This window comes from Pseudoalteromonas sp. T1lg76 (assembly GCF_002964725.1).
Lineage (GTDB): Bacteria > Pseudomonadota > Gammaproteobacteria > Enterobacterales > Alteromonadaceae > Pseudoalteromonas.
Map to the genome: position 1 here is coordinate 1 of NZ_PQCE01000023.1, position 13132 is coordinate 13132.

8 protein-coding genes are annotated in these 13132 nt (G+C 48.0%); all 8 read right to left on the reverse strand.

All coding sequences use genetic code 11. From position 1 onward, the window contains the following. On the reverse strand, nucleotides 1-90 hold a 90-nt coding region (locus tag C2M35_RS09000), incomplete at its 3' end, for a GTP-binding protein (RefSeq protein ID WP_233997923.1). 57 nt (nucleotides 91-147) lie between these two features. Further along, nucleotides 148-2265, reverse strand: coding sequence for an elongation factor G (gene fusA, locus C2M35_RS09005; RefSeq protein ID WP_105199928.1), 2118 nt, complete (start codon nucleotides 2263-2265; stop codon nucleotides 148-150). 27 nt (nucleotides 2266-2292) lie between these two features. Then, nucleotides 2293-2763, reverse strand: coding sequence for a 30S ribosomal protein S7 (rpsG, locus tag C2M35_RS09010; protein ID WP_105199929.1), 471 nt, complete (start codon nucleotides 2761-2763; stop codon nucleotides 2293-2295). Between the two features lie 97 nt (nucleotides 2764-2860). Continuing rightward, nucleotides 2861-3235 (reverse strand): 30S ribosomal protein S12, encoded by a 375-nt coding sequence (rpsL, locus tag C2M35_RS09015; RefSeq protein ID WP_010387308.1) that lies wholly within the window; start codon nucleotides 3233-3235, stop codon nucleotides 2861-2863. 186 nt (nucleotides 3236-3421) lie between these two features. Next, nucleotides 3422-7600 (reverse strand): DNA-directed RNA polymerase subunit beta', encoded by a 4179-nt coding sequence (gene rpoC, locus C2M35_RS09020; RefSeq protein ID WP_105265151.1) that lies wholly within the window; start codon nucleotides 7598-7600, stop codon nucleotides 3422-3424. A gap of 92 nt (nucleotides 7601-7692) precedes the next feature. Further along, nucleotides 7693-11718, reverse strand: coding sequence for a DNA-directed RNA polymerase subunit beta (rpoB, locus tag C2M35_RS09025; RefSeq protein ID WP_105199931.1), 4026 nt, complete (start codon nucleotides 11716-11718; stop codon nucleotides 7693-7695). Nucleotides 11719-11988: 270 nt separating this feature from the next. Next, nucleotides 11989-12351, reverse strand: coding sequence for a 50S ribosomal protein L7/L12 (gene rplL, locus C2M35_RS09030; protein WP_105189354.1), 363 nt, complete (start codon nucleotides 12349-12351; stop codon nucleotides 11989-11991). Between the two features lie 81 nt (nucleotides 12352-12432). Beyond that, nucleotides 12433-12927: a 50S ribosomal protein L10 gene (gene rplJ / locus C2M35_RS09035; protein ID WP_105199932.1), complete on the reverse strand. Its 495-nt coding sequence runs from the start codon at nucleotides 12925-12927 to the stop codon at nucleotides 12433-12435. Nucleotides 12928-13132 lie beyond the last annotated feature (205 nt).

The window sequence follows — 13132 nt, forward strand, 5'->3', positions numbered from 1 at the left end:
TGCAGTTAGAGTTGTTTTACCGTGGTCAACGTGGCCGATTGTACCAACGTTTACGTGCGGTTTTACGCGTTCAAACTTTTCTTTTGCCATTTTAAAAATTCCTATAAAGAAATTAAAGTCCGACCCGAAGATCGGACCGAACTAAAATTACTTAACAGCGCGAGCTGCAATAATAGATTCTGCTACGTTTTTAGCCGCTTCTGCGTACTTGAGGAATTCCATCGAGTACGAGGCACGACCTTGCGTGGCAGAACGTAAGTCAGTTGCATAACCGAACATTTCTGAAAGCGGAACCTCGGCGTTGATTTGTTTCAAACCGCCAGGTGCCTCATCCATGCCATCGATCATACCGCGGCGACGGTTTAGGTCGCCTACAACATCACCCATGTTTGCTTCTGGAGTGATCACTTCAACCTTCATGATAGGCTCTAACAATACCGGGCTTGCTTCAAGCGCACCCTTACGCATTGCCAGTGCACCAGCGATCTTAAAGGCCATTTCGTTCGAGTCGACATCGTGGAATGAACCATCGAAAAGTGTCGCTTTTACGCCCAGTAGCGGATAACCAGCAAGAACACCTTGCTCCATCTGCTCGTGGAGACCTTTTTCTACCGCAGGAATGTATTCCTTCGGTACCGTACCACCGACGATTTCGTTAACGAATTCGAAGGTTGGTGCGTCATCATCACTGATATCAAGTGGTTCAAGTTTGACCCAAACGTGACCATACTGACCACGACCACCCGATTGACGTACAAACTTACCCTCAACCTCAACGGTTGAACGAATCGCTTCACGATAGGCAACCTGGGGCTTACCAACGTTACATTCAACATTGAATTCACGTTTCATACGATCGACGATGATATCCAGGTGAAGTTCACCCATACCAGAGATAATAGTCTGGCCAGATTCTTCGTCGGTCTGTACACGGAACGATGGGTCTTCTGCCGCTAGTTTACCTAGCGCCACGCCCATGCGGTCCTGGTCTGCCTTGGTTTTTGGCTCTACCGCAACAGAGATTACCGGCTCTGGGAATTCCATACGCTCAAGCGTAATAGGAGCATTACCATCGCACAGGGTATCACCTGTTGTAACGTCTTTGAGACCAATCGCAGCGGCGATATCGCCGGCACGAACTTCTTTGATCTCTTCGCGTGAGTTTGCGTGCATCTGAACGATACGACCGAAGCGCTCACGCTTTGATTTAACTGGGTTATAAACCGTATCACCCTGGCCCACTGTGCCCGAGTAAACACGGAAAAAGGTTAGCGTACCAACAAAGGGGTCGGTGGCAATCTTAAACGCCAAGGCCGAGAATGGCGCTTTGTCGTCTGCTGGGCGCGTGTCTTCGGTTACACCGTCTTCTAACACACCCTGGATTGCTTTGACTTCGGTTGGTGAAGGCATGTATTCAACCACGGCATCAAGCACGGCTTGAACACCCTTGTTTTTAAATGCACTACCGCAGGCCATTAGCACGATGTCGTTCGCTAAGGTGCGGGCGCGCAGGCCTTCTTTGATCTCAGCTTCGCTGAGCTCGCCTTCCTCTAAATATTTGTCCATTAGTTCTTCAGACGCTTCCGCAGCCGCTTCGATTAGCTCAGAGCGGTATTCTTCGGCTTGGTCTTGAAGTTCTGCCGGGATCTCTTCATAGCTGAAGGTCATGCCCTGGTCTTCGTCGTTCCAGTTGATGACTTTCATCTTGATAAGATCGATAACACCTTTAAATTCTTCTTCAGCACCGATAGGCAGCTGAATGGGAACAGGAGTAGCACCCAGGCGGGTTTTCACCTGATCTACAACCGACAAAAAGTCGGCGCCAATGCGGTCCATCTTGTTTACGAAGATCAAACGAGGAACTTCGTATTTGTTGGCCTGGCGCCAAACTGTTTCTGTCTGTGGCTGTACACCTGATGAGGCACAAAGCACGACCACGGCACCATCTAGTACACGCAGTGAACGCTCAACTTCAATGGTGAAGTCTACGTGTCCAGGAGTGTCTATGATGTTGATGCGGTGATCGTCAAATTGCGCGTCCATCCCCTTCCAGAAACAAGTAGTCGCAGCAGACGTGATAGTGATACCACGCTCCTGCTCTTGCTCCATCCAGTCCATAGTTGCGGCACCATCATGTACCTCACCGATTTTGTGAGATAGGCCCGTGTAGAAAAGTACACGTTCCGTAGTGGTGGTTTTCCCCGCATCTACGTGAGCACAAATACCGATATTGCGGTAGCGCTCAATTGGAGTTGTACGTGCCATATTATCCTCTTAAAGGTTAAGGACAGATTACCAACGGTAATGAGCGAATGCTTTGTTCGCTTCAGCCATACGGTGAACGTCTTCACGTTTCTTAACCGCAGTGCCTTTGTTTTCAGCAGCGTCAACGATCTCTTGAGCCAGACGAAGGCCCATAGATTTTTCGCCACGCTTACGTGCAGCGTCAACTAACCAACGCATACCTAGTGCGTTGCGACGAACTGGACGTACTTCAACTGGTACTTGGTACGTTGAACCACCAACACGGCGAGATTTAACCTCAACCTGTGGGCGAACGTTTTCAAGTGCAGCTTCAAAGATTTCTAGGTGCGACTTGCCTGATTTCTCAGCAGCCACGTCTAGCGCACCATATACGATTTTTTCAGCAGTAGATTTTTTGCCGTCAAGCATTACTACGTTGACGAACTTTGCAAGTAATTCTGATCCGAACTTAGGATCTGGAAGAATTTTACGTTGACCTATAACGCGTCTTCTTGGCATTTTGAATCTCCGGTATCTTCAGGTCTGTCTTTTGAACAGATTCCCAAAACAATATTTATTAAAAATTTAAGTGCTTGGCCTTACTAACGGAGAACCATTAGCCCTTAGGGCGTTTTGCACCGTACTTAGAACGACCTTGTTTACGGTCATTTACGCCTGCACAGTCAAGTGCACCGCGAACAGTGTGGAAACGTACACCTGGTAAGTCTTTAACACGACCACCACGGATTAGGATTACACTGTGCTCTTGAAGGTTGTGACCTTCACCACCGATGTATGATGTTACTTCGAAACCGTTCGTTAGACGAACACGGGCTACTTTACGTAGAGCCGAGTTAGGTTTCTTAGGAGTAGTAGTATATACACGAGTACATACACCACGCTTTTGTGGACATGCCTTTAGCGCGGCTGAGTTACTTTTGGTAACCTTGCTGCGACGTGGCTTGCGCACTAGCTGGTTAATAGTTGCCATTAAATAGCTCCTGAAAAATTAAAATTACTACTGAAATTAAAAATTCCGCCCAATTTATCCGCAACAGTCACTGTAGCGAGTAAAAGGGTGGCGGAATTTTAATGAGCAAAGTTTAGCCTGTCAACCAAAACAATGCCCAGAGCAGCATTCTACCACTCCAGGCATGACTTAATTATGAAATTAAGTTTATTCTTGGTCGCCAGACAGATCTGCGTTTAGGGCGTCAGTTAGCGCTTGAGTTGCCTCTTCAGCACTTACTGTTGGCTCTAGCAGGTCCTCTGCATTTTGCTTGCGACGATTAGCGCGATCTTGGTGATACGCAAAGCCGGTACCGGCTGGGATCAAACGACCCACGATTACGTTCTCTTTCAGACCACGTAGCTCATCGCTCTTACCATTTACAGCGGCTTCGGTTAGGACACGCGTGGTCTCCTGGAACGAGGCTGCAGAAATGAATGATTCTGTAGCAAGTGACGCTTTGGTAATACCCATCAGCTGAATTTCAAACTTAGCTGGGATCTTACCTTGCTCTTCTAGGTCACGGTTCGCAATGTTTACACGTGCTACCTCAACCTGCTCACCGGCTAGGAATTCAGAGTCACCACCGTCAGTGATCAGACACTTACGTAGCATCTGACGGATCACGGTTTCAATGTGCTTATCGTTAATCTTTACACCTTGCAGACGGTAAACGTCTTGCACTTCGTTAACGATGTAGTTAGCAACATCGGTTACGCCACGTAGACGAAGGATGTCATGCGGAGACTCCGGACCATCGGCGATAACTTCACCTTTAGATACGATTTCACCTTCGAACACGTTAAGCTGACGCCACTTAGGAATCATCTCTTCGTATGCATCACCCTCTTCCGGTGTGATCACAAGACGTTTCTTACCCTTGGTCTCTTTACCAAAGCTAACCATACCTGAGATTTCAGCAAGGATTGCTGGATCTTTCGGCTTACGAGCTTCGAATAGGTCCGCTACGCGCGGTAGACCACCGGTGATGTCTCGAGTCTTCGAACCTTCTTGTGGAATACGCGCTAATACGTCACCTGGTTTAGATGTCGCACCATCGCTCACCTCGATAGTGGTGAATGACGGTAGGCGGATTTCCTGCAGGCCACGCTCTTCATTTTCAATGATTAGCTTAGGCTCTTTGGCGTTAACTTTCGCAAGGTCTTTAATAACCACACGTGTTAGGCCAGTCAGATCATCTGTCTGCGTTTCTGTGTTCGAATCGTCGATGTCGCTGAACGACACTTTTGACTCGTGTTCGATAATAATTGGGTGACTGTGCGGGTCCCACATAGCAACTATGTCGTTACCCTTCACTTCCGCACCGTCTTGTACAGTTAGTACTGCACCGTAAGGTACTTTATAACGCTCTTTCTCACGACCATGCTCATCGATGATGGTGATTTCAGTTGAACGTGAAGTGATTACAATCTTGCCTTCAGTGTTCAATACGAATTTCGCATTGTGCAGCTTAAGACGACCGTTGTTCTTAACTTGTACGCTGTTCTCTGCTGACGCTCGAGATGCCGCACCACCGATGTGGAAGGTACGCATCGTAAGCTGTGTACCCGGCTCACCGATTGACTGTGCCGCGATAACACCGACCGCTTCACCCGCATTGATGCGGTGGCCACGGGCAAGGTCACGACCGTAACAGTTCGAACATACGCCGAAGTCGTTGTCACAGGTGATAACAGAACGTACGCGTACTTCGTCCACTGAGTGCTCTTCTAGAAGGTCACACAGTTTCTCGTCAAGCATGATGTTACGCTCAACTAGTACAGTATCAGTACCTGGGATAACCACGTCTTCAGCAACCACACGACCTAGTACACGCTCGCGTAGCGGCTCAACTACGTCACCACCTTCGATTAGCGGCTTCATGGTTAGACCATCTTCGGTACCACAGTCTACTTCGTTGATTACCAAGTCTTGCGCTACGTCTACTAGACGACGCGTTAGGTAACCCGAGTTCGCTGTCTTCAATGCGGTATCGGCAAGACCTTTACGCGCACCGTGGGTCGAGATGAAGTACTGAAGTACGTTCAGACCTTCACGGAAGTTAGCCGTGATTGGTGTTTCGATGATTGAACCATCCGGACGTGCCATTAGACCACGCATACCCGCCAACTGACGGATCTGAGCAGCACTACCACGAGCGCCCGAGTCGGCCATCATAAACACTGAGTTGAATGAGTCTTGCTCTTCTTCAACGCCGTCAGCGTTGATTACAGTGTCTTTTGACAGGTTAGCCATCATTTCGCGTGAAAGGTTTTCGTTCACACGTGACCAGATATCGATAACCTTGTTGTACTTTTCACCGGCGGTTACAAGACCTGACTGGAACTGCTGGTTGATTTCAGCAACTTCTTCCTCGGCCGCTTCGATGATCTCAGCTTTAACCGGTGGAATTTCCATGTCATTGATACCGATAGACACACCCGACTTCATCGCGTAGTGGAAACCGGTGTACATAACCTGGTCGGCAAAGATAACGGTATCTTTAAGACCTAGTAGACGGTAACACTCGTTCAGCATGCCAGAGATTTGCTTCTTACCAAGTGGGCGGTTAACCAACTCAAACGGTAAGCCTTGTGGCATGATTAATGAGAAGATTGCACGACCTACAGTGGTTTCAACGATGCCAGTTACTTCACTTGAAGTACCGTCTTCGGCAATCACTGTTTGCGTCATACGTACTTTTACGCGTGCGTGTAGTTGCGCAACGCCGGTACGGTATGCTTTTTCAGCTTCTTTCGCGTCTTTAAATACCAGGCCTTCACCTTTGGCATTGATGCGATCACGGGTCATGTAGTAAAGACCCAATACAACGTCCTGTGAAGGTACGATGATTGGCTCACCGTTCGCAGGCGAAAGAATGTTGTTGGTTGACATCATCAACGCACGCGCTTCTAGCTGCGCTTCTAGCGTCAATGGTACGTGAACCGCCATTTGGTCACCGTCGAAGTCAGCGTTATACGCCGCACACACTAGTGGGTGCAGGTGAATCGCTTTACCTTCGATTAGTACCGGCTCAAACGCCTGGATACCCAAACGGTGAAGTGTAGGTGCACGGTTAAGTAGCACTGGGTGTTCACGAATTACTTCGTCTAGTACGTCCCAAACCTCTGGTACTTCACGCTCAACCATCTTCTTCGCAGCTTTGATGGTTGTCGCCATACCGCGGCGCTCTAGTTTGCCGTAGATGAATGGCTTGAATAGCTCAAGTGCCATTTTCTTAGGAAGACCACACTGGTGTAGTTTCAGTGTCGGACCTACGGTGATTACAGAACGGCCTGAGTAGTCAACACGCTTACCTAGAAGGTTTTGACGGAAACGACCTTGCTTACCCTTGATCATGTCTGCAAGCGACTTAAGAGGACGCTTGTTAGAACCTGTGATCGCACGGCCACGACGACCATTATCAAGTAGCGCATCGACCGCTTCTTGAAGCATACGCTTTTCGTTGCGTACGATGATGTCTGGTGCCGCTAGGTCAAGAAGACGCTTCAAACGGTTGTTACGGTTGATAACACGACGGTATAGGTCGTTCAGATCAGAGGTCGCAAAACGACCGCCGTCTAGTGGTACTAGAGGACGTAGATCTGGTGGTAAAACCGGAAGAACAGTCATGATCATCCACTCTGGGTTGTTACCAGACTGGTGGAATGATTCCATCAACTTCAAGCGCTTAGTAATTTTCTTACGCTTAGTTTCTGAGTTGATAGTAGGTAGCTCTTCACGCATTTCTGCGATCAGCTGACCCAGGTCCAGTTCACGTAGCAGATCAAGTACAGCTTCTGCACCCATCTTAGCTTCGAACTCGTCGCCGTGCTCTTCAAGCGCATCCAAGTACTCTTCTTCGCCTAGTAGCTGGCCACGCTCAAGCGTAGTCATGCCAGGCTCGGTCACAACGAATGATTCGAAGTACAGTACGCGCTCGATGTCACGTAGCGTCATATCAAGCATTAAGCCGATACGAGACGGTAGTGATTTCAAGAACCAGATGTGGGCTACTGGGCTTGCAAGCTCGATGTGACCCATACGGTCACGACGTACTTTAGTCAGCGTTACTTCAACGCCACATTTTTCACAGATAACACCACGGTGTTTTAAGCGCTTGTATTTACCACACAAACACTCATAGTCTTTCACTGGGCCGAAGATACGGGCACAGAATAAGCCGTCACGCTCAGGCTTGAAAGTACGGTAGTTAATGGTCTCAGGTTTCTTTACTTCACCGAATGACCATGAACGCACCATGTCTGGCGAAGCAAGACCAATGCGAATTGCGTCGAATTCTTCGGTCTTATTTTGTTGCTTCAGAAACTTAAGTAAGTCTTTCACCTTAGCTCTCCTGTCGGAGGTTAATCTCGAGGGCAGAAATCCGCCCATTCATTCTTTTTGCAGGTAGTGGGCGCACTATGCGCCCAACCGGCTTATTCTTCTTCAAGCTCGATGTTGATACCGAGTGAACGGATTTCTTTCAACAATACGTTGAATGATTCCGGCATACCTGGCTCCATCTTGTGGTTGCCATCAACGATGTTCTTATACATCTTGGTACGACCGTTCACGTCATCCGACTTCACCGTCAACATCTCTTGTAGCGTGTAGGCTGCGCCGTACGCTTCAAGTGCCCATACTTCCATCTCACCGAAGCGCTGACCACCGAACTGAGCTTTACCACCCAGAGGCTGCTGCGTTACTAGGCTGTAAGAACCAGTTGAACGGGCGTGCATCTTGTCATCAACAAGGTGGTTCAGTTTCAGCATGTACATGTAACCTACGGTTACTTGACGCTCAAACTGGTCACCGGTACGACCGTCATACAGGGTTACCTGACCGCTTGATGGGTAGCCACCTAGCTCCAATAGCTCTTTGATTTCGCTTTCTTTAGCGCCATCGAAGGCCGGAGTTGCGATTGGTAGACCGCCTTTAAGGTGCTCGGCTAGACGACGAACTTCGTCATCTGAGAAGGTGTCGATGTCTACTTTCTGACGACATTCACCTAGCTCGTACGCTTTCTTGATGAATTCGCGCAGCTCGTGAAGTTCACGCTGCTCTTTCATCATTTCTTCGATACGCTCACCGATACCACGTGCCGCTAGGCCCATATGGGTTTCAAGGATCTGACCGATGTTCATACGTGATGGTACACCCAGTGGGTTCAACACGATATCTACGGTACGGCCCTTGTCATCGTAAGGCATGTCTTCTACAGGTACGATAGTCGAGATAACACCCTTGTTACCGTGACGACCCGCCATCTTATCACCTGGCTGGATGCGACGTTTAACCGCTAGGTAAACCTTCACAATCTTCAATACGCCCGGCGCTAAGTCATCACCTTGAGTGATCTTGCGACGCTTGGTTTCAAATTTCTTGTCGTACTCGGCCTTAAGCTCTTCGTACTGAGCAGCAAGTTGCTCTAGTTCAGCTTGCTTGTCTTCTTCGGCCAGGCTTTGCGTTAGGATCTTGTCAGCAGCAAGACCGGCTAGCTTGGCGGCGTCTACACCTGAATCGGTAAGAAGCTTGCGAGCACGGCTCAATACACCTTCTTCAAGGATCTTGAACTCTTCGTTGAAGTCTTTCTTGGCTTCACGCAGCTGCATTTCTTCGATTTCAAGCGCACGCTTGTCTTTTTCTACACCGTCACGGGTGAAGACCTGTACGTCGATAACAGTACCAGATACAGAGTTAGGTACGCGTAGCGAGCTGTCTTTAACGTCAGACGCTTTCTCACCAAAGATGGCGCGCAGTAGCTTCTCTTCTGGAGTAAGCTGGGTTTCGCCTTTCGGAGTTACTTTACCTACTAGGATGTCACCGCCTTTCACTTCCGCACCGATGTAAACAACGCCAGACTCATCCAGCTTGCCTAGTGCAGATTCACCCACGTTCGGGATATCGGCTGTGATTTCTTCCGGCCCAAGCTTGGTATCACGAGCAATACACTGAAGCTCTTGGATGTGGATAGTCGTTAGACGATCTTCTTTTACAACGTTCTCTGAAAGTAGGATTGAATCCTCGAAGTTGTAACCATTCCAAGGCATGAATGCCACGCGTAAGTTTTGACCAAGTGCCAGGTCACCTAGGTCTGTTGAAGGACCGTCGGCTAGTACGTCACCACGTACGATTGGCTCACCAACCATACAAGTTGGCTTTTGGTTAATACAGGTGTTCTGGTTAGAACGGGTGTACTTAGTCAGGTTGTAGATGTCGATACCGGCTTCACCAGGTACACGCTCATCTTCGTTTACGTTGATAACGATACGGCTCGCATCAGCGTAATCAACCACACCACCACGCTTAGCAACGATAGTTACACCTGAGTCTTTGGCAAGTGTAAGCTCGATACCTGTACCTACTAGCGGCTTATCGGCGCGTAGTGTAGGAACAGCCTGACGTTGCATGTTCGATCCCATCAATGCACGGTTCGCATCATCGTGCTCTAGGAATGGGATAAGGGCAGCAGCTACTGAGATAACCTGTTGTGGCGATACGTCCATATATTGGATGTCTTCGCGCGGCATCAAGGTTGATTCACCTTTGTGACGACAAGTAACCAGTTCTTCAATGAATTCGTTGTTATCGTTCAAGTCAACGTTTGCCTGAGCGATTACGAATTGACCTTCTTCGATAGCAGATAGGTAATCAACATCATCAGTTACAGAGCCATCTACCACTTTACGGTAAGGTGTTTCTAGGAAACCGAAGTCATTGGTACGTGCGTACGTAGACAATGAGTTGATTAGACCGATGTTTGGACCTTCAGGCGTTTCGATTGGACATACGCGACCGTAGTGCGTTACGTGTACGTCACGTACTTCGAAGCCTGCACGCTCACGCGTTAGACCGCCCGGACCTAATGCAGAAATACGACGCTTGTGCGTTACTTCTGAAAGCGGGTTGTTCTGGTCCATAAACTGTGAAAGCTGTGATGAACCAAAGAATTCTTTAACCGCAGCCGAGATAGGCTTAGCGTTGATCAGGTCTTGTGGCATGATGGCATCAAGATCGCCAAGGCTTAGGCGCTCACGTACCGCACGCTCAACACGTACTAGACCAACACGGAATTGGTTCTCAGCCATTTCGCCCACAGAACGAATACGACGGTTACCTAGGTGGTCGATATCATCCACATCGCCTTTACCGTTACGGATGTCGATAAGTACCTTCATTACCGAAACGATATCTTCTTTAGAAAGCGTACCCGGACCTTCGTCTGAATCGTAACCAACACGGCTGTTGAACTTCATACGACCTACGGTTGATAGATCATAGCGCTCATCAGAGAAGAATAGGTTGTCGAATAGAGCTTCGGCCGCTTCTTTTGTTGGTGGCTCACCAGGGCGCATCATGCGGTAAATTTCCACAAGTGCTTCTAGGCGGTTGTTCGTTGAGTCGATACGTACCGTATCTGACATGTAAGCACCGCTGTCTACATCATTGATGTACAGAGTTGCGATCTTAGTGTGACCTGCTTTAACAAGCTCAGCCATCAGCTCTAGCGATAGCTCGTCGTTAGCGTTGGCGATTACTTCACCAGTAGACTCATCGAAGTAGTTTTTAGCTAGTACGCGGCCAATGATGTACTCGTGTGGTACTTCTAACTGGTCGATGCCTTTTTTCTCGATGGTTTTGATATGACGCGCAGTTACACGGCGGCCTTGCTCAACCAATACTTCACCGTCTTCGCTCTTGATTTCAAAAGCAGCGGTTTCACCACGCAGACGCGAAGGCACAAGTTCCATAAGAACTTTACCGTCAGTCACTTCAAAGGTCGTGGTTTCAAAGAAGATGTTTAGGATTTCTTCAGTTGAGAAATCAAGGGCACGCAGAATGATCGACGCAGGAAGTTTACGACGACGGTCAATACGTACATACAGGTTATCTTTAGCATCGAATTCGAAGTCGAGCCAAGAACCACGGTAAGGGATAACGCGGGCGTTATAAAGAACCTTGCCCGACGAGTGGGTTTTACCACGGTCGTTATCAAAGAATACACCAGGTGAACGGTGTAGCTGAGAAACAATAACACGCTCAGTACCATTGATAACAAAGGTACCTGTGTCGGTCATGAGCGGAATCTCGCCCATGTAAACTTCTTGCTCTTTGATGTCTTTAACAGTGCCAGGTGCTTCTTTGTCCATAAGCACTAGACGAAGTTTCACGCGAAGTGGAGCAGAATATGTCACGCCGCGAATTTGACATTCTTTAACGTCGAATACTGGCTCACCAATACGATAACTTACGTATTGAAGCTCAGAATTGCCCGAGTAGCTTTTAATCGGGAAAACGGAACGGAAAGCTGCTTCCAAACCGAAATCACCGTCAGCGTCCGGCGTTAAGAATTTTTTAAACGATTCTAGCTGCATCTGCAGTAAGAAAGGCACATCCAACACCTGTGGACGTTTACCAAAATCCTTACGGATACGTTTCTTTTCAGAATAAGAGTAAGCCATGGGGTTCCTCAGCTTGCTGATCTTTGACCCTACCTGTTCTTGTAAGAACAGGACTTCATTGACGATATGCCAATTTCTACAACATTTAGAGTTGCGTCCAAATGTCACTGCTATTGCCAATAATTGGTGTAACTAATTGATAATAATAGTGAAATTTGATTATAGAGAGCGCAACAGTGGATTTTCTCTCTATAGCGCAAAAGGGCCGGTGATTAAATAATCACCAGCCCTTGCCTGATTTCTCAGGCAGCGAACCTAGCGTATGCTAGATTACTTGATCTCAACTTCAGCACCAGCTTCTTCAAGATCTTTCTTAAGTGCTTCAGCTTCTTCCTTAGATACACCTTCTTTGATAGGTGCAGGAGCTGATTCAACAAGAGCTTTCGCTTCTTTAAGGCCAAGACCTGTAGCGCCACGTACTGCTTTGATAGCAGCAACTTTGTTAGCGCCAGCGCCAGCTAGGATTACGTCGAACTCAGTCTTCTCTTCAGCAGCTTCAGCAGGACCAGCAGCAACAACAGCAGCAGCTGCAGTTACGCCGAACTTTTCTTCCATTGCTTCAACTAGTTCAACAACTTCCATTACTGACATTTCAGCAATAGCGTCAAGGATTTGGTCTTTAGTTACAGACATTGTAAATTTCCTAATATTCTCGAACCTTGCGGTTCATTAAATTCAATACACCGATAAAGAACAATAGCTTATAAATAAAAATTAAGCAGCTTGTTCTTGTTTCTGGTCGCGAACTGCAGCAAGAGTTTTTGCCAGCTTGCCCGCAGAAGCTTCTTTCATAGCGCTCATTAGACGTGCAACAGCTTCGTCGTATGTAGGTAGCTTAGCAAGCATATCTACATCAACTAGTGAACCGTCAAAAGCGGCCGTTTTAAGCTCAAACGCTTCGTGCTTCTTGGCGAAATCTTTGAAGATACGCGCAGCAGCACCTGGGTGCTCTGAAGAGAAAGCGATTAGGCTTGGGCCTACTAGTGATTCGGTTAGACACTCGTATTCAGTACCTTCAACAGCACGGCGAGCTAGGGTGTTACGAACAACTTTCATCCATACACCAGCTGCACGAGCTTCTTTACGAAGGCCTGTGATAGCGTCTACTGTTACACCACGAGAATCTGCAACAACTGCAGATAGAGCACCTTTGGCAGCTTCGTTGACTTCAGCAACAATTGCTTTTTTGTCTTGAAGGTTTAAAGCCATGGGTGTTACTCCTGGTTGTGAGGAACTTACATCCCTCAGTTTTACTCTACTCCACCAATCAATTAGCGGAGTTGCTTGTTACGGCGAGAGCCAGAAGATTAGGAAAAATCTAGCTGGGATTCACACCGTCTACGTAGGAGATTAAGCAATGAAACACTGCACCTACGGTCTTGGACGGAAGCCAATTTAACTTGGCTTCAACCCG

What these genes read in the sequence shown, in the direction of transcription:
- fusA (WP_105199928.1), bottom strand. Translation starts at nt 2,265, where the DNA reads ATGGCACGTACAACTCCAATTGAGCGCTACCGCAATATCGGTATTTGT.
- rpsG (WP_105199929.1), bottom strand. Translation starts at nt 2,763, where the DNA reads ATGCCAAGAAGACGCGTTATAGGTCAACGTAAAATTCTTCCAGATCCT.
- rpsL (WP_010387308.1), bottom strand. Translation starts at nt 3,235, where the DNA reads ATGGCAACTATTAACCAGCTAGTGCGCAAGCCACGTCGCAGCAAGGTT.
- rpoB (WP_105199931.1), bottom strand. Translation starts at nt 11,718, where the DNA reads ATGGCTTACTCTTATTCTGAAAAGAAACGTATCCGTAAGGATTTTGGT.
- rplL (WP_105189354.1), bottom strand. Translation starts at nt 12,351, where the DNA reads ATGTCTGTAACTAAAGACCAAATCCTTGACGCTATTGCTGAAATGTCA.
- rplJ (WP_105199932.1), bottom strand. Translation starts at nt 12,927, where the DNA reads ATGGCTTTAAACCTTCAAGACAAAAAAGCAATTGTTGCTGAAGTCAAC.